Origin of the sequence: Limnohabitans sp. JirII-31 (assembly GCF_002778315.1) — a bacterium.
GTDB lineage: Bacteria > Pseudomonadota > Gammaproteobacteria > Burkholderiales > Burkholderiaceae_C > Limnohabitans.
In genome coordinates, this window is the sequence record NZ_NESA01000017.1 from 1 (window position 1) to 15,267 (window position 15,267).

Annotated in this window: 20 protein-coding genes; 10 read left to right on the forward strand and 10 right to left on the reverse strand. The window is 59.6% G+C overall.

Annotated features, from left to right (window positions below; all coding sequences use genetic code 11):
- Positions 1 to 96 precede the first annotated feature (96 nt).
- Both B9Z41_RS15750 and B9Z41_RS15755 read left to right on the forward strand, forming a co-directional pair.
- On the forward strand, positions 97 to 1,053 hold the full coding sequence (locus tag B9Z41_RS15750; RefSeq protein WP_233202750.1) for an AAA family ATPase: 957 nt from the start codon (positions 97 to 99) through the stop codon (positions 1,051 to 1,053).
- A gap of 62 nt (positions 1,054 to 1,115) precedes the next feature.
- Positions 1,116 to 2,540 carry a DUF2130 domain-containing protein gene (locus B9Z41_RS15755; protein ID WP_100148039.1) on the forward strand — a complete coding sequence of 475 codons (1,425 nt, stop codon included), beginning with the start codon at positions 1,116 to 1,118 and terminating at the stop codon, positions 2,538 to 2,540.
- 8 nt (positions 2,541 to 2,548) lie between these two features.
- On the opposite strand, the gene B9Z41_RS15760 is transcribed toward B9Z41_RS15755, so the two are convergent.
- Entirely contained in the window at positions 2,549 to 3,448 is a 900-nt protein-coding gene (locus B9Z41_RS15760) for a hypothetical protein (RefSeq protein WP_100148040.1), read from the reverse strand.
- Between the two features lie 178 nt (positions 3,449 to 3,626).
- Between B9Z41_RS15760 and B9Z41_RS15765 the strand changes: the two genes are divergently transcribed.
- Together B9Z41_RS15765 and B9Z41_RS15770 are read left to right on the forward strand one after the other, a co-directional pair.
- The gene (locus tag B9Z41_RS15765; RefSeq protein WP_100148041.1) at positions 3,627 to 3,935 is read left to right on the forward strand and encodes a type II toxin-antitoxin system Phd/YefM family antitoxin; all 309 of its coding nucleotides are present in this window, start codon (positions 3,627 to 3,629) and stop codon (positions 3,933 to 3,935) included.
- Positions 3,928 to 4,317 carry a type II toxin-antitoxin system RelE/ParE family toxin gene (locus tag B9Z41_RS15770; RefSeq protein WP_100148042.1) on the forward strand — a complete coding sequence of 130 codons (390 nt, stop codon included), beginning with the start codon at positions 3,928 to 3,930 and terminating at the stop codon, positions 4,315 to 4,317. The genes B9Z41_RS15765 and B9Z41_RS15770 overlap by 8 nt, the downstream gene beginning before the upstream one ends.
- 38 nt (positions 4,318 to 4,355) lie before the next feature.
- On the opposite strand, the gene B9Z41_RS15775 is transcribed toward B9Z41_RS15770, so the two are convergent.
- On the reverse strand, positions 4,356 to 4,949 hold the full coding sequence (locus B9Z41_RS15775) for a 3'-5' exonuclease (RefSeq protein WP_100148043.1): 594 nt from the start codon (positions 4,947 to 4,949) through the stop codon (positions 4,356 to 4,358).
- Positions 4,946 to 5,878, reverse strand: a complete 933-nt coding sequence (gene ylqF, locus B9Z41_RS15780) for a ribosome biogenesis GTPase YlqF (RefSeq protein WP_100148044.1) — start codon at positions 5,876 to 5,878, stop codon at positions 4,946 to 4,948. The genes B9Z41_RS15775 and ylqF overlap by 4 nt, the downstream gene beginning before the upstream one ends.
- A gap of 134 nt (positions 5,879 to 6,012) precedes the next feature.
- Between ylqF and B9Z41_RS15785 the strand changes: the two genes are divergently transcribed.
- Both B9Z41_RS15785 and B9Z41_RS15790 read left to right on the forward strand, forming a co-directional pair.
- On the forward strand, positions 6,013 to 6,270 hold the full coding sequence (locus B9Z41_RS15785) for an Arc family DNA-binding protein (RefSeq protein WP_100148045.1): 258 nt from the start codon (positions 6,013 to 6,015) through the stop codon (positions 6,268 to 6,270).
- Entirely contained in the window at positions 6,267 to 6,689 is a 423-nt protein-coding gene (locus B9Z41_RS15790) for a type II toxin-antitoxin system VapC family toxin (protein ID WP_100148046.1), read from the forward strand. The genes B9Z41_RS15785 and B9Z41_RS15790 overlap by 4 nt, the downstream gene beginning before the upstream one ends.
- On the opposite strand, the gene B9Z41_RS15795 is transcribed toward B9Z41_RS15790, so the two are convergent.
- The 6 genes from B9Z41_RS15795 to B9Z41_RS15820 are packed head-to-tail and all read right to left on the reverse strand — an operon-like array spanning position 6,686 to position 10,855.
- A complete protein-coding gene (locus B9Z41_RS15795) occupies positions 6,686 to 7,402 on the reverse strand; it encodes a tRNA-uridine aminocarboxypropyltransferase (RefSeq protein WP_233202740.1) in 717 nt (238 codons plus the stop codon). The two genes, B9Z41_RS15790 and B9Z41_RS15795, sit on opposite strands and share 4 nt — an antisense overlap.
- An 11-nt stretch (positions 7,403 to 7,413) precedes the next feature.
- Positions 7,414 to 8,655, reverse strand: coding sequence for a hypothetical protein (locus tag B9Z41_RS15800; protein ID WP_100148083.1), 1,242 nt, complete (start codon positions 8,653 to 8,655; stop codon positions 7,414 to 7,416).
- Between the two features lie 60 nt (positions 8,656 to 8,715).
- Positions 8,716 to 9,462, reverse strand: a complete 747-nt coding sequence (locus tag B9Z41_RS15805; RefSeq protein ID WP_100148048.1) for a hypothetical protein — start codon at positions 9,460 to 9,462, stop codon at positions 8,716 to 8,718.
- A 15-nt stretch (positions 9,463 to 9,477) separates the two neighbouring features.
- On the reverse strand, positions 9,478 to 10,023 hold the full coding sequence (locus tag B9Z41_RS15810) for a hypothetical protein (protein WP_100148049.1): 546 nt from the start codon (positions 10,021 to 10,023) through the stop codon (positions 9,478 to 9,480).
- Between the two features lie 2 nt (positions 10,024 to 10,025).
- A complete protein-coding gene (locus tag B9Z41_RS15815) occupies positions 10,026 to 10,310 on the reverse strand; it encodes a DnaJ domain-containing protein (protein WP_100148050.1) in 285 nt (94 codons plus the stop codon).
- Between the two features lie 20 nt (positions 10,311 to 10,330).
- Entirely contained in the window at positions 10,331 to 10,855 is a 525-nt protein-coding gene (locus B9Z41_RS15820) for a GNAT family N-acetyltransferase (protein ID WP_100148051.1), read from the reverse strand.
- A 159-nt stretch (positions 10,856 to 11,014) separates the two neighbouring features.
- Between B9Z41_RS15820 and B9Z41_RS15825 the strand changes: the two genes are divergently transcribed.
- The 4 genes from B9Z41_RS15825 to B9Z41_RS15840 are packed head-to-tail and all read left to right on the forward strand — an operon-like array spanning position 11,015 to position 14,534.
- On the forward strand, positions 11,015 to 11,992 hold the full coding sequence (locus B9Z41_RS15825) for a tRNA-dihydrouridine synthase (RefSeq protein WP_100148052.1): 978 nt from the start codon (positions 11,015 to 11,017) through the stop codon (positions 11,990 to 11,992).
- Positions 11,989 to 12,855 carry a PA4780 family RIO1-like protein kinase gene (locus B9Z41_RS15830; RefSeq protein ID WP_100148084.1) on the forward strand — a complete coding sequence of 289 codons (867 nt, stop codon included), beginning with the start codon at positions 11,989 to 11,991 and terminating at the stop codon, positions 12,853 to 12,855. Before B9Z41_RS15825 ends, B9Z41_RS15830 begins: the two co-directional genes overlap by 4 nt.
- Before the next feature lie 54 nt (positions 12,856 to 12,909).
- The gene (locus B9Z41_RS15835; RefSeq protein ID WP_233202741.1) at positions 12,910 to 13,389 is read left to right on the forward strand and encodes a hypothetical protein; all 480 of its coding nucleotides are present in this window, start codon (positions 12,910 to 12,912) and stop codon (positions 13,387 to 13,389) included.
- A complete protein-coding gene (locus tag B9Z41_RS15840) occupies positions 13,386 to 14,534 on the forward strand; it encodes a YbfB/YjiJ family MFS transporter (protein ID WP_233202742.1) in 1,149 nt (382 codons plus the stop codon). Before B9Z41_RS15835 ends, B9Z41_RS15840 begins: the two co-directional genes overlap by 4 nt.
- Before the next feature lie 15 nt (positions 14,535 to 14,549).
- On the opposite strand, the gene B9Z41_RS15845 is transcribed toward B9Z41_RS15840, so the two are convergent.
- A complete protein-coding gene (locus B9Z41_RS15845; RefSeq protein ID WP_100148054.1) occupies positions 14,550 to 15,257 on the reverse strand; it encodes a VOC family protein in 708 nt (235 codons plus the stop codon).
- Positions 15,258 to 15,267 lie beyond the last annotated feature (10 nt).

Consider the following 15,267-nt stretch of genomic DNA (forward strand, 5'->3'; position numbering starts at 1 on the left):
TATTCGCCACGATGCTCTTGCAACATGCGAACAGCGCGTTCGCGCACTTCGGGGGAAAAACGATTTGATTTGCTCATAGCTCCATCTTCTCAAAGGTTGGAGCCTCCTCAAAACACGGGGCGATTCACCGAACGAGTCAATTCCCTGCTCACCAACTTCTTCGGTCATGACGGAATAAAGCTGGAGGCCCGCGATGGTGAGGACAAAGTCACAGTCAAGTTTGAAGTCACACGGGACGGGAAAGCCGCGTACAACCTCAGCGAGGGAGAGTGCAGCCTAATCGCCTTCTGTTATTTCATGGCGAAGCTTGATGACCCAGAGAGCAAAGGAAAGGATTTGATCATCTACATCGATGATCCAATCTCAAGCTTGGACGGCAATCACATCTTCTTCATGTTCAGCCTGATTGAAAGCTTGATAGCTAAACCAATCAAGAAGAACGGCGCAAACTCATATCGCTACAAGCAACTCTTCATATCCACTCACAACTTGGATTTCCTGAAATACCTTAAGCGCCTATCCATTCCATCAAAAAAGATCCCAGCAGGAGAAGGCAAGACAAAAAATGCAAGCGATCATGAGTACTTCATGATTGAGCGCAATGGAGCTTCAAGCAATGTTCTGCTCATGCCCTCGTATCTTCGGGACTACATCACAGAGTTTCACTACCTTTTTCACCAAATCTACAAGTGCAAAGATCAAGCTGCGGCAGCTGATAGTCACGAGCCGTTCTTCGGTTTCGGCAACAACCTGCGCAAGTTCCTAGAAGCTTTTTTGTTTTTCAAGTTCCCATACCATGATGACAAAAGTGATGCATTTGAGCGAATAAAGAAGTTCTTTGGCGAAGAGGAAGACACCGCTGTCGCTTTGGTAAATCGGCTGAACAATGAGTTTTCCCACCTTGAAGCTGTACCAGATAGGAGTTTCAAGCCCGTTGAGATTCCGGAGATCGCAAAGGTTGCGAACTACGTTCTAGACAAGATCTATGCCTCTGACAAGGTTCAATACAACGCTTTACTCAAAAGTATTGGAGAGCCAGAGCGCACCGAATAGCAAATGGGTCATTCGACCAATTGACCACTCGTCGACTACTAACAAGAACAGGACGCACAGACATGCACGAAATCATCTGCCCTCATTGCAGCAAAGCCTTCAAGATCGACGAGGCGGGTTACGCCGACATTCTCAAGCAGGTGCGTGATGGCGAGTTCGAGCAGCAGTTGCACGATCGGCTGGAGCTGGCCGAGCGGGAAAAGCGCGACGCGATTGCCTTGGCCGAGGCCAATGTCACTAATGCGCTGCAAAAAACAGCGGCTGCCAAAGACACTGAGATTCAGGCGCTGAAAGCCCAGCTCGACGCGGGCGATGTGGCGCGCAAGCTGGCCGTGACGGAGGCTTTGGGCACGGTGAGCAAAGAGCGCGATCAGTTGGCCAACGAGCTGAAGACCGAACAGGAGAGGGCGCGCAACAGCAGCCAAGCGGCAGCCCAGTTGGCCGAGGCCAAGCTGGCTCATGCGTTGCAGGCCGAAGCTGCCAAAAAGGACGCCGAAATTCAGGCGCTGCAAGCCAAGCTGGAGGCCAGCGAGACAACGCGCCAATTGGCCGTCAATGTGGCCGTGAACGAGGCCGTGGGTGTGGTCGCCCGCGAGCGCGATGACTTGAAAAATGACCTCAACCTCATTGCCGTGAAAAATCAGCTGGAAGAGAAAGTCATCAAGGAGCAATACGCCTTGCAGCTGCGCGACCGTGATGGTGAGATTGCGCGCCTGCGGGAAATGAAGGCGCGGCTGTCGACCAAGATGGTGGGTGAAACCCTTGAGCAGCACTGCGAGATCGAGTTCAACCGCATCCGTGCGGCCGCTTTTCAAAGGGCGTATTTTGAGAAAGACAACGACGCCCGTACCGGCAGCAAGGGCGACTATATTTTTCGCGACTCAGACGAGTCGGGCTCCGAGATCGTCTCCATCATGTTTGAGATGAAGAACGAAAGCGACGAGACGGCCACCAAGAAGCGGAACGAAGATTTTCTGAAAGAGCTGGACAAGGACCGCACGGAAAAAGCGTGCGAGTACGCGGTGCTGGTGTCCCTGCTGGAGCCGGAGAGCGAGTTGTACAACAGCGGCATCGTCGATGTGTCGCACCGCTACCCCAAGATGTACGTGGTGCGGCCGCAGTTCTTTGTGCCCCTGATCACGCTGTTGCGCAATGCCGCTTTGAACGCGATGAAGTACAAGTCCGAGCTGGCCCTGGTGCGCTCGCAGAACGTGGACATCACCAAGTTCGAAACCCAGCTGGACGAATTCAAGACGGCGTTTGGCCGCAATTGGCGCCTAGCCTCTGAGGGTTTTGAAGAAGCTGTTCGGCGCATTGACGATGCGATCAAGGACTTGGAAAAAACCAAGGAAGCGCTGCACAAGTCGGCCAACAATTTGCGTCTGGCCAACGACAAGGCCGACGACTTGACGATCAAGAAGCTCACCCGGGGCAACCCCACGATGGCGGCCAAGTTTGCAGAGTTGCCGGGGAATACACCCGACTGAGACGGGGCTCAATGCGCCCCAAGGTAACACCCCTCAGCCCGCACCCCATCCACTTCATCGCCTTCTTCGCTGCACAGCGCAGCAATCAAGGCGTGGTCCACCGCTTGGCCGGGTAGCAGCAACTCTTCGTTCGTCCACCGCTTGACCAAGTGCCCATTGGCCACGCCGCCGGTGTGTGGGGCTTGGTAGGCGCGGCGGTGTTGCATGGTCACGCCGCTGTTGGCGTTGGCAATGAAGCGGCTTTCGCCCAAGGCCCAAGGTTCAAAGTAGGCATTGGCGGCGGCATCCACTTGGCGAAAGTAGTTGCGCGCGCCTTCGGCGTTGAGTTTTTTGCGTACGGTGCGCGTGATGAGGCCTTGCAAGTGGTCGAGCGCTGCATCGTCCATCTGGCTGATGGTGGCTAGGCTCATGTCAATTCCGGCCAAAGCCGGTGTGGCTGCCAATTCGGCGGGCAGCACTTGCACCATGGCTTTCACCACATCGCTGTGTGGTGCCACGGCGGTGGCGATGCCGCGTGTTTGTGGCTGAATGGGGCAGCGAATTTCCACAAAGCGCGGCTTGACGGGGCCTGTGCAGCCGTCGTGGTGGTAGTACTCGCCTTGGCTCAACCGTCCTTTGCTAGAGCGTCCGCGCACATCGCGGTAGGCGGGGTGTTGGGTGTGCACATTCAGGCAGACCACGAGGCCCGTGGTGTCGACCAATTGGTAAAAGGCCTCGCGCCATTCGGGCAAGAGCAGCTTGTCGTGGAGATAGTCACTGGGTGTAGCTTCCCCTTGTCCTGCTTGGCCTTCAATGACCAATACAAAGGGCTTGGGCCGACGCACGCGCCACAAGGCATTGGCAAATTCCAGCACCGAGGTGGTGGTGTCAGGGGGTGTGCCAGCGCTGTGGCCCGCAGTGTGGAGCATTGTGAAAATTGTGGGGGGTTGGGTCCGAATGGGGCTCGAACACTGGACTGAAGACAGCATCAATTTTAGGACTTCGCGTGGGGTGGCATGTCTTTTTAGCTGATGGACCATTTTGGCTTTTACTGCGCATCAGAATAGAATGCACAGAATTCTGTAACCTCGGTTCAAGGAGTCTGCCATGGGATTTACCGCCAGCGACGTTGTGCCCTTTACCCAAGCGCGCTCAAACCTGTCTGAACTGGCTGACCAGGTCAAAGCCGGCGCAGAGAAGATCATCACCAAGAACGGCGAGAGTTACGTCGCTCTGATTGATGCCGACAGACTCGACTACTACCACCGGCTGGAACGCGAGCGCATTCACCTGCTGTTGATCGACGATGCCAAACGCGGTTTGGCCGACATAGAGGCGGGTCGTACTTTTGAGGCCGATGACGCCATCAGTCAAATTCAGCAACGTCGCAAGGCTGCGGTTGTAGTTCGTGGCTGACCTGCTGTTTAAGGTCGAACTGACCGGGAGTTTTTTAGAACGCCTCAACGATATTGAAGCGTTCTTGGTGCAAGCGGATGCTGGGTTCGCTTTTGATGACTTGCTGGCAGAGATTCGCACCATCGTCATTCCAAATTTGAAACGCTTTCCCCGCATGGGGCGGCGTTATTTGGCAAACCCGCCGCAGTCTGTCGAGGCGTTGGCCCAGCTGGCTGCACTGCCTGCGGGCGCAGCAAACTCGCTGCGAGAGTATCTGCATGGCGACTACTTGATGCTTTATGCGGTCATGGACAACCGAGCAACGGTATACCTTTTGAACATCCGGCACCACCGCCAACTCTCGTTTGACTTTGTGCGGTTATGGCCGTCGTCTCGTGCGTGAGCAAGTTCTCGGGGCGGTCCTGCAACATCACGCCGTCTTCAAAGCCCCAGCGCTTCCCACACCCGAAACGCCGCATACGCATCGTTGGCCGCATAGATGAGCTGCGATTCGCTCAAACGTAGGTTGGCCCAGTTGCTGGTGGCTGCCTTTTTAGACTTTTGAAACCGCTGGTTGAAGAGCACCGCCACTGCGCCTTTGACGCCCATTTCCTTGCGGTAACCCTGTACACGAAAAATCGTGTTCAGTTCCAAAACACCCGCTGGCTCCACACCAAACTTTTGGATGATGCGTTTGCGGTCATCGCCTAAACCAAAACCCGCCTTGGCAATGTCGCTGCGTGCCAGCAAGTCGGCGGCAACAGCACGGCAATCGGGCTCGTGCAGTTGAAACACCCAAGCGCGTTCGCCGGTTGAGAGTTGCAACACATGCGGCCCGTCAGAGGCCTCACCCACCTTGAAGGTCGGTTTGGACTCGGTGTCAAAGCCCCAGGCACGGGCCGTCACCAGCGCGTCGTGCGCAAGTTGGGCCTGCTTGCCGGTGGTGACCAGGGTGATGCGGTCCAGCCCCAGCCGCTCAAAAGGTGGGAGCAGGGCGATGGCTTCTTTGTCGGGGGTGTCGAGGCGCTGGTTCACGGGCGTGGCTTTTTCTTGGGCTTGTTTTTTTCAGTGCCGTCTTTGCGCACCGCACGTTCGGCATCGGCTTGTTTGCCCTCAGTCAGCCATTGGGCAAACTCTTCGGGCGTCTCCAGCGTCACCCGACCCAGCGCGCCAGAGCGGAAATCGTGGATCACGATGTCTGAGGCTTTGGCGGTGTTCACACGCCCACCGCTTTGCACCGCGCCGCGCTGGCGGCCAATTGCCTCTAGCAACTGTTCGTCGCTGTGGCTGGGCACATCGTTGACTTTGTAGCGCGCATGCAGCGCTTGGGGGTAGTGGGGAATCAGGTAGTTCAGCAACTCCAGCGCCACTTCTTCTTCGTCGAAGGCGTTCACGCCAATCGCACCGCTGGCCGCTAGGTTGTAGCCGCTTTGCGCCACGATGATGCGTGGCCACAGCACGCCAGGCGTGTCGTACAAGTAAAAGTCGTCGGCCAGTGTGATGCGTTGCTCCAGCTTGGTCACACCGGCTTCGTCACCGGTCTTGGCCGCGCGTTTGCCTTTGAGCGTGTTGATCAAGGTGGATTTGCCCACATTGGGAATGCCGCAAATCAACACCCGCATGGGCTTGACCATGCCGCCGCGGTGGGGCGCGAGTTGTTGGCAAGCGTCCACCAAGGCTTTGGCGGGCGAACTCATGCTGGTGTCTAGGCCAATCGCCTTGACGCCCGGCATGGCGTTGTAATGCGTCAACCACAAGGCGGTGCGTGCCGGGTCGGCCAGGTCTTGTTTGCTCAACACCTTGAGGGCGGGTTTGCCTTTGATCAGCTCGGCCAGCATCGGGTTGGCACTAGAGCCGGGCAGCCGCGCGTCGAGCATTTCAATGACCACGTCAATGTCTTTGATGCGCTCCCCAATCGCTTTGCGCGTGAGGTGCATGTGTCCGGGAAACCATTGAATCGCCATAGAAAGTCGCTGCCGACTGAAAGTAAAAGGTGTCATTGTCGGTCACGATAAGGTGAGCTCATGATTGGGCAATGGAAATTTGCTTTCATTGCTAGCAGTGCTTGCATATAATTTCTAGCCATCAGGAGACCCGCATGAGCACCTTGACCATCCGCAACATCGAACCGGCCATCAAAGACAAACTGCGACATGCCGCTGCCGCACACGGCCGATCGATGGAGGAAGAGGTTCGCACCATCTTGCGCAATGTGTTGACGCAACCTGCCGCCACCAAGGGTTTGGGAAGCCGCATTCATGCCCGATTCGCCCTCATGGGCGGCGTGGAGTTGGCGTTGCCTGAGCGCCGTGACTTGCCCCGTGCTCAGGACTTCAAGACCGAGGTTTCGCCTTGATCGTTCTCGACACCAATGTGGTGTCTGAGTTGATGCGACCAGCGCCCGAGCCGGGTGTCTTGACTTGGTTGAATGCACAAGCCACGCAGGAGTTGTGGCTCAACAGTGTGGTGGTGTCTGAGCTGTTGTATGGCATTGCACGCTTGTCGGAGGGCGCGCGCAAGCGGCAATTGGCGCAGACGGTGTCTGCCATGTTGGACGAGGACTTCATGGGTCGCGTCTTGCCGTTCGATTTAGAGTCTGCGGTGATCTATGCCGAGTTGGTGGCAACCCAAGAGCGCCAAGGCCTCGCATTGGCCATGGCAGATGCGCAGATAGCCGCCATCTGTGTGGCGCATGGTGCGGTGCTGGCCACGCGCAATGTCAAACACTTTGAGGGTTTAGGCCTCACGCTCTTGAACCCTTGGGCAGCGCTTTAACGCAAGGCGCGCAAGACCCTGTGCACGGCATCGTCCAAGTCCACCGCTTGTTGGTGTTTGGCCTTGAGGTAGTGCTCGGTGTAGACATCCAAGTAGGCGTTCAAGGTGTCTGCGGCGTGCGTGTCTTGGGCCAATTCCAAGCACATGGCCCCCACTTCTGCGGTGCAAAAGTGGTCATCACGTTTGGAGCGGCGCAGCGTGTAGCGCGACATCTGCTCTGGGTTGAGGCTCAGCACGGGGAGCTGGTTGAGGTAAGGGCTTTTGTGGAACATCTTGCGTGCCTCGGCCCAGGTTCCGTCGAGCATGATGAACAGTGGGCGGCGTGCGTGGTCGTGTTGCACCTGGTTCACCACACGCTCGGGCGCCACAAACTCTCCGGGAAACACCACATACCCTTGCCATTGCGGGTCAGCCAACAAGCGCAACAGGGCGGGGTCAACTTCGGTACGGGCCCAGCCAAAGGCAAAGGTGTCTGGCACCACGTCGGCAATCAGCCAGCCGGTGTTGCTGGGTTTGAGCGGTTCAATGTCGGCCATGAGCAGGCACATGCCAGCCGTGGTGGGCACGCTGTGGCGTAGCGCGCACATGCAGTGGCTGAGGATGAGGCGACAGCCCGCGCAGCGCTCACCCTTGGGGCCGCCTCTGGCCAAAAAGGGCTTGACGCTACGCGCCAAGCGGGCGCTGCGCAGGCGCGAAACGGCGTGGGGTGGCATGGGCGACAGAATCAGTCGCTCACATTGCATTCGTGCCGCAGCAAGGCCAGGGCATCGTGCAGCTTGTAGTCGTGGTCGCTCTCCAGCGTGGTCTGTGCCTCGTCCACAAAGCTGCGCCACATGCGCAGGTAGTCGCTTTGGTGCTGCGCGGGGGCGTGCTCTGCGATGAACTGCTGGGCCAACGCCGGGTTCAGGCCCGACTTGCGAATTTTGCGCACCAGCGTGGCCGCAGTTTTTTCGGTGAGCAAGGTCTTGCCTAGGCTGCCTGCGGCGATACACAAGAACAGGGTCAGCAACGAGCTGTCGTCGTTGTGGCCGGCGGTGGCTTTGTGCCAAGCGGCAGAGGCTTGGCGGTCAAAGTGGTCCACCTCGGACAAACCGTCTTCCAACCAAAAGTAGCGGCCCACAAAAGCGGGCGTTTGCTGGAACAGTTTGTGGGGGGTGAGGGTGGCATCCAAGATTTTGGGCAAGTCAGCTTGCACGTTGGCAAGCACGGTATCGACCGCCGATTTGTAGGCTGCCGGCAAGGCTTTCGGGCTTGCGAGCGTGATGCCTTTCTTGGCACTGGATGCGCGCAAGGAGGTGACCATTTTTTGAAACGCCACCCAGTCGGGCCATTGGGTCTGTCGGGCCGCCACAGCGAGCAAGGCCGTGCGAATGACGGCTTCTGCGTCACAACCCGCTTCTTCAAGGTCGTCGGCACCCAGGCCCATCGGCTCGGCCAGCCAGATGGCCGCTTCGATCACGTGGGCCACCTGTTGACGCTTGGCCAATTCCGCTTGGTAGTCGGCTAGGGTACACAGCGACCACTTGGCCAATTGCGGAATGTGTTTGTCGCCAAAGCTCCCATGCTCGTTCATGCCGAAGTGGGTGTTTTGGGGCATCACGATGAGGGCTTTGAGCATGTCAGAGGCCGCCTTGGAGCGCGACATGAACGAATGCTCGCGCAGGGCTTGCGCGGCTTGGGCCAAGTCGCCGCCGCTGAGCAGCTCCAGATTCAGGCTTACCAAATTCACGATGCGGTCTTTGGCCTTTTCAATCTCGGGGCGTAAAAATTCGCTGCCAAAGTAGCGCGCAATTTGCACCATGCCTTTTGGCGCATCGGTGGCGATGGCGTCGAGCCGGGCTTGGTCCAAGATGCCGTGTTGCACACCAAACACCAAGGCCTTTTCAAAAAATGCACGGCCATCGAACATCGCCACATGGGTGGCTGTGTTGGATTGGGTGGGGTTGGGTAAACCGGTGTCAGACATGGTTTGAAAGGTTGCAGCCAGGGGATTCAACAGGGCGTTTGTAGGGTGCGCTACTGCGCGTCAAATGGCCGACTCTTCGTCGGAGTCACGTGCTGCCGGAGTGGCCTGGCCACGGTCGGTGGCGCTGGTCTCGACCTTGTTGTCGTCCTCGTCAGAGCCTTCTTCTTCAGACAGCCCGAGGTCATGGGCGCGTGCCTTGGCGCGCAGCACCAGCAGCATCTCAATGAACAAATCAGGCAGTTTGTGGCGCAATATCCAAGCCAGTTGCATCCAGTCTTGGTCGGCCACTTCGTCTTCTTCCACCCGAGGCTTGATGTAGGCCGAGCCCAGCAGGGCGGACTCAGACAAGATGTCGCCGTCGTCTTCCACCGTCTCAAACGTGCCGGTGCGGGCAAAGGCCTCCACGCGGCTCCACTTTTCAGAGAAGTAGTCCGCCAGGGCTTCTGCACCGCCTTCGAGGTCGCCAATGGCGGTCAAAAACTCGATGGGGTCTGCGTCTTCGCGAAAGATGATGGCGTTCATCATGCCGCGGAAGTGGGTACGCGTCAGGTCTTTGTATTGTTTTTCAATCACCACGGCACGCGCGAACTGCTCGGGCGAGACCAACAGGTTGATGACCGACTCTTTGGAGTTGTCGTACTCGCGAATCACGGCCAAGATATCTTTGGGCGGCAATTGCTCCAGCACCACCATCAGGGCTTGGTCGCCCTCGGTGTCGGCCAGCTCCACCAAGGCCGCTTCGGCGGCCACGATGTCGCCGCTGGCGATCAGGCTTTGGGTTTTGGCAATCAGGGCGAGTGCGTTCATGGCGTGTGTCCTTGTTTATTCTTTGCTGTCAAAGCCTTGTTCCACCATCCAGGCGTTGCCAGCTTCCTCGCGCTCACGGGCTTCGCGTTCTTCTTCGTCCTCTGGTCCGGCGTGCGCGCGCTCGGTGGCATCGTCGTCGGCGTCTGTACGGGCTGTCTGTGCGGCGGCGCCCATGGGTTTTTGGTGCATGTACTCCAGCGCCGAGGCCACCGTCAAAAACCAGGCACCGGTGGGCTCGCTCAACGCGGTTTGCACCATGGGCTGGGCCCAGGGGGCGATGTGCAAGCTGTCGGACAGCTCGTCCCAGCTGAGCAGCTCGTCGGCGTCGCGGCTCAACAAGTGGTCCATCATGGCCGGGGCGTTGAACTGAAAGGCTTGGTGCAAGACCACCGCCACCATCTCGGGGTTGAGGTCCATCATTTGCAGCAAAAACGTCATGGCCTGGCGTTTTTCAGCCAAGCGTTTGTGCAGCACGTGTTGGCCTTCCGAGTCAAAACTCAGGTCGTCCAACTCAGCTTGGTAGGCCGAGCGCAGCTCTTGAAAGAAGGGAGAAATGTGCATGGTCAAGCCCGGTTGAGCAGTTGCTGAAAGTAGCTGTGCCAGATCTCGCGTGCCGTCTGTGCGGGGTCGTCCAGCAGGTTGCGGCGGCGGTTGTCGTCATAGGCTTGGCGCTTGGCGTCGTCGGACAGCACCTCGTAGGCCTCTTGCGCAGCACGAAAGCGTGCGGGTGCGTCCTCGTCCGTGTTGCGGTCGGGGTGGAATTGCGAGGCTTTTTGACGGAAGGCTTTTTTGATGTCAGCCAGGCTGGCATCGCTCTTGAGCCCCAGGGCTGCGTAATGTTCTGACACGTGGTTCTACCGCTTGCGCATCACAGCGCTTGCTTGAGGCGAATTTCTTCCACCTTCACGGGGCCCATGGGCACGGTTTTGGCACTGTTCATCTCGCGCTTGAAGCCGGCTAACTCGTGAAAGCGCATGGCGCGGTCGTTGGCAATGGGCACCCAGATGGACACATGGGTGCAGCCTTCTTCTTGCAGGCCTTCGCGTGCCGCGTCCCACAAGGCCAGACCCACACCTTGCGACCAGTGGCTGGGGCTGACGTAAATGTCCCAAATCTCGCCCATGGTGTTGGGCGTGCCTTTGTCGCGTGAGCGGTCAAAGCCCACAAAACCAATCAGTTGGCCACTTGCCACCGCCACCTGCACTTGTGGCTCGGCGTATTGAATGGCTTCGCGCCAATAGGCGGTGTTTTTGATTTCAGGGACAGGGGGCACAGAGGAGCCGGTGCGCATGGACTGGAAGGCTTCTTTGGCAGTGGCTGCGTAGAGTTCGGCGATGTGGGCTGCGTCTTGAGGGGAGGCGGGGCGTACTTGGAAAGAGAGGGTGCTGGACATGGATCAAAGACAAACTAGGAATGCAAATTTTTGCAAAGGATCGATTGTCCCAGCAAATGACCATGGTGCCTCAGACGGGCCCCTGAGAGCCCCTATCGGGTGTCGTTGTCGAGTGGCCTGGTCTACACTGCCAGCCCCCTTGCGAAAGACTTTTCCCCAATGATCATCCTTGCCCCCATGGAGGGCCTGCTCGACTGCGTGCTGCGCGATGTGCTGACCCGCGTGGGCGGTATTGACCGCTGCGTGTCGGAGTTCATCCGCGTCACCAACACCTTGCTGCCCGAGCGCACGTTTTTGCGTGTGGTGCCCGAGTTGGCCAACGGCGGGCGCACACCTGCTGGGGTGCCAGTGCGCCCGCAGTTGCTGGGCTCCGACCCCGACTGCCTGGCCGACAACGCTGCCCGTGTGGCGGGTATGGGCTGCGATGGCGTGGACCTGAACTTTGGCTGTCCGGCCAAGCAAGTCAACCGCCATGGCGGCGGTGCCGCCTTGTTGCAAGACCCCGAGGTGTTGTTTCAGATCGTGCGTGCGGTGCGCCGCGCCGTGCCTGCGCACCAAGTGGTGTCGGCCAAGATGCGCCTGGGGTTTGACGACGACCGCCGTGCCGAAGCCTGCGCCCAAGCGCTGGAGGCAGGTGGGGCCAGCGAAATCGTGGTGCATGCGCGCACCAAGGCCGACGGCTATCGGCCACCGGCGTATTGGCCGCGCATTGAAGACATCCGCGCCGTGGTCAAGACCCCACTGGTGGCCAACGGTGAAATCTGGAGTGTGCCCGACGCGCTGCGGGCCCGCGCTGAGTCGGGCTGTCATGCCTTGATGGTGGGGCGCGGCATCGTGACCAACCCAGGCTTGGGCCTGGCGATCAAAGCCTGGGATGCCGGTACCACCGACCCCGATGCGCCGACCGTGGGCGTGAGCTGGGACGACTTGGGGCCGCACTTGGCGGCGTTTTGGGCCATCACCTGCACCCGCATTCAGCGCCACCACCAAGCCGGGCGCTTCAAGCAGTGGCTGAACTTTTTGCGCAAGCACTACCCCCAAGCCCAAGACGCCTACATGGACTTGCGCACCGTCACCCAACCCGAGCGCATGGCCGAGTGGTTGGCGGCCAACGCAGCGCGCAAAATGGTGGCATGAAAGCACCCCCCAGACTCCAAGCCCTTGTTGACGAAGGCCTGATCGACACCGTGGTGCGACAGCTCATGAGCGGCAAAGAAGCCATGGTGTATGTGGTGCGCTGCGGCGACGACACCCGTTGCGCCAAGATTTACAAAGAGGCCACCCAGCGCAGCTTTCGCCAAGCGGTGGACTACACCGAAAACCGCAAAGTCAAAAACTCGCGTCAGGCCCGTGCCATGGCCAAAGGCACCAAGTTTGGCCGCCAAGCCCAAGAAGCCGCGTGGCAAAGCGCCGAAGTGGATGCGCTGTACCGACTGGCGGGTGCCGGTGTGCGCGTGCCCCAGCCGTACAACTTTTACGAAGGCGTGCTGTTGATGGAGCTGGTCACCGATGCCCAAGGCGATGCAGCCCCGCGCCTCAACGACGTGGCCTTCACGCCGGAGCAAGCCTTGCAGCACCACCGCACCCTGATTGGCGAGGTGGTGCGCATGGTGTGTGCGGGCGTGGTGCATGGGGATTTGTCGGAGTTCAATATCTTGCTGGCCGATGAGGCGGGACAGGACGTGCCCGTCATCATCGACTTGCCGCAGGCCGTTGACGCAGCGGGCAACAACCATGCGCAGCGCATGCTGCTGCGCGATGTGGCCAATTTGCGCGACTTCTTTGGCCAATTCGCCCCCGAGTTGCTGCGCACCGACTTTGGCCCTGAAATTTGGAGCCTCTACCAACAAGGTGTGTTGGCACAAGACACTGTGCTGACAGGGCGCTTCGACCGCAGCACCGCCGATGTCGACCTGAGCGCTGTGATGCGCGAGATCGACGACGCCCGTGCTGAAGACGCCGCCCGGCGACTGCGCATGCAGCAGGCCGCCACGCCTTGAGGCACAAAGCACCGTTTGCATGTGCCACGATTCATTGATTCACCCGAGATCACTGTGACCCAAGACACCCCCATCACCGAAGACATCCCCTTCATCCAAGAAGCCCGCGTCTGGCAAGGCGAGGGCTGGACCGCCCGCGTCATCAACAACGACGATGACGACGGCTGGGCCGTGGCCATGTTCAAAGACGGCGAAGCTGAAGCGGCCTTGGTGGGCCCTTGGACCATGGGGCGCGACAAAAAGAACCCCAAGCCACTGGACAACAACGCTTTCCTCACCTTGGTGAAAACCGCGCACGAGTTTGTGCGTCGCCATGAGCAGCAACTGCACGCCAGTTTGCACCAGAGCCTGGACTTGAACAGCCCACAGGGCCGCCTCACGGTGCGCTTTGACATCGTGCCCGACGACGAACACCCCTACGCCCTGCTGAGTGCCTATGACGAGATGGGCGAGTGCTTGGCTGAAAAGCGTGTGCAAGCGTCGTTCAAGTTCAACCGCAGCAGCGCCCAGGTCTGGGTGGAGGGTGGCTTTTGAAAGCCTGGCAAGTCACCACCGGTGGTGTGTGTGGCTTGGTTTTGACCATTGGCTTGGCCCGTTTTGCCTACACCCCCTTGTTGCCCAGTTTGCAGGCGCAAACCGGTTTGACCGATGCCGGGGCCGGGGCTTTGGCCGCCATCAATTACGCGGGCTATATGAGCGGCGCATTGGCCGCCGCCTGGATTGACGATGTGCGCTGGCGTCACCGCCTCTACAGCATGGGTTTGTGGATGGCGTTGTTGACCACGGCGGCCATGGCCTTGTCCACTTGGATGCCCGCTTGGGCGCTGTGGCGCTACATCGGTGGTTTGTGTGGTGCCACCGGCATGTTGCTGGGTTCGGGCCTGGTGTTGGGGTGGCTGATGCGCCACGGCCATCGGCCCGAGTTGGGGCTGCACTTCATGGGCATTGGCTTAGGCATTGTGGTGTCGGCGCTGGGAGCCTGGGGCTTGGCACAGGTGTGGCCCGAATGGTGGCGCCAATGGGTGGCGTTTGCGGTGTTGGGCGTGGTGTTTTTTGTACCGGCCTGGATGTGGCGTCCGCCCGTGCCACCGGCGGTTGCCGCTGCGCAGGCCGATGAGGGTGCCAACACGGTGTCGCGCCGTTGGCTGTGGACCATGCTGGGCAGCTACTTTGCGGCGGGCTGGGGCTTTGTCATCAGCGCCACGTTCACCGTGGCCATGGTCGAGCGCGAACCTGCGCTCGCGGGCCAAGGCCCTTGGGCCTGGGCCCTGGTGGGTTTGGCCGCCATGCCGGCGGTGTTTGTGTGGGACCGTGTGGCACGCCGCATCGGCGACACCCGTGCTTTGCTCTTGGCCCTGGGTTTACAAACCGTGTCGGTGGTGTTGCCCGCCCTGTCGGGTTCGCTGGCAGCGGCCATGGCGGGGGCGGTGGGATACGGTGCGACCTTCATTGGCATCGTCAGCCTGACCCTGGCGCTGGTGGGGCGACGCTCACCCCACAACCCCGGCAAAGCCATGGCACGGCTCACGCTGAGCTATGGCGCTGCGCAAATGATTGCCCCGGTGGTGGCTGGCTTGATGGCTCAAAGCACGGGCACGTTTCGTGGGGCTTTGTGGCTCACGGCTGGGGTGATGGCTGTGGGCATGGCCTTGTTGGCCACCTTGCCGGATGAGGGGTGAATGCGCTCAGCGCTCTCAAGCCCCCAAGCTTTGCAATTGCACCAAGCCTTTGGGGGTTTGCAACGTGGCCACCAGATTGGCCGCGCCTTCAGACACTGTCACGCCCTCTAAGCCGATGGCTTCGTATGCGCCTTGCAGCTTGGCGGCGCTGGGGTGTGTCACGGCCACACTTTGCAGGCTCACTCCTGAGCGCGGCAGGGTGTTGCGGGGGTGCAAACGCATCGGGTCGGTGGCTTCGGGCTTGCCCCACTGAATCAGGCTCGGCAGGGTGCCGTCGAACAGGCGTTGACCATCGGCACGCACGCTGATTTGCCAGTTCAACACGCCTTTGGACGTGCGGCGGCTGGCCGACACGGCGGGTCCACGGTCAATGCCTTGCATGCGCAGCGCCATGCGTGCGGCTTGCATGTCAGGGGTGTTGACCACCCAGTGCACCAAGCGGGGCTCGGTTTTGACGGCGGCTTGCAGGGTGGCGTCGTCCATGTCAAACCAACGCGTCGGCTGCATTTTTTTGGGCCGCACCGCGTGCGGGTTGATGGCGATGATTTCCAAATACGCGGTGGGATAAGCCGGGGTGGCAATTTTGAACAGGCGGTTGTGGGTGCCGTATTTGTCGTGTTCGCCGCCAGGGCCGGGAGTGATGCCCAAAGTGGCCTCACACCATTGCACGCCCATTTCCAAGTTGGCGGCCAACACCACCAAGTGATCCATCTGTGTTTTCATGGGCACACCT

What these genes read in the sequence shown, in the direction of transcription:
- B9Z41_RS15825 (WP_100148052.1), top strand. Translation starts at nt 11,015, where the DNA reads ATGATCATCCTTGCCCCCATGGAGGGCCTGCTCGACTGCGTGCTGCGC.
- B9Z41_RS15820 (WP_100148051.1), bottom strand. Translation starts at nt 10,855, where the DNA reads ATGTCCAGCACCCTCTCTTTCCAAGTACGCCCCGCCTCCCCTCAAGAC.
- B9Z41_RS15760 (WP_100148040.1), bottom strand. Translation starts at nt 3,448, where the DNA reads ATGCTCCACACTGCGGGCCACAGCGCTGGCACACCCCCTGACACCACC.
- B9Z41_RS15845 (WP_100148054.1), bottom strand. Translation starts at nt 15,257, where the DNA reads ATGAAAACACAGATGGATCACTTGGTGGTGTTGGCCGCCAACTTGGAA.
- B9Z41_RS15795 (WP_233202740.1), bottom strand. Translation starts at nt 7,402, where the DNA reads ATGCCACCCCACGCCGTTTCGCGCCTGCGCAGCGCCCGCTTGGCGCGT.
- B9Z41_RS15765 (WP_100148041.1), top strand. Translation starts at nt 3,627, where the DNA reads ATGGGATTTACCGCCAGCGACGTTGTGCCCTTTACCCAAGCGCGCTCA.
- B9Z41_RS15785 (WP_100148045.1), top strand. Translation starts at nt 6,013, where the DNA reads ATGAGCACCTTGACCATCCGCAACATCGAACCGGCCATCAAAGACAAA.
- B9Z41_RS15830 (WP_100148084.1), top strand. Translation starts at nt 11,989, where the DNA reads ATGAAAGCACCCCCCAGACTCCAAGCCCTTGTTGACGAAGGCCTGATC.
- B9Z41_RS15805 (WP_100148048.1), bottom strand. Translation starts at nt 9,462, where the DNA reads ATGAACGCACTCGCCCTGATTGCCAAAACCCAAAGCCTGATCGCCAGC.
- B9Z41_RS15810 (WP_100148049.1), bottom strand. Translation starts at nt 10,023, where the DNA reads ATGCACATTTCTCCCTTCTTTCAAGAGCTGCGCTCGGCCTACCAAGCT.
- B9Z41_RS15755 (WP_100148039.1), top strand. Translation starts at nt 1,116, where the DNA reads ATGCACGAAATCATCTGCCCTCATTGCAGCAAAGCCTTCAAGATCGAC.
- B9Z41_RS15800 (WP_100148083.1), bottom strand. Translation starts at nt 8,655, where the DNA reads ATGTCTGACACCGGTTTACCCAACCCCACCCAATCCAACACAGCCACC.
- ylqF (WP_100148044.1), bottom strand. Translation starts at nt 5,878, where the DNA reads ATGGCGATTCAATGGTTTCCCGGACACATGCACCTCACGCGCAAAGCG.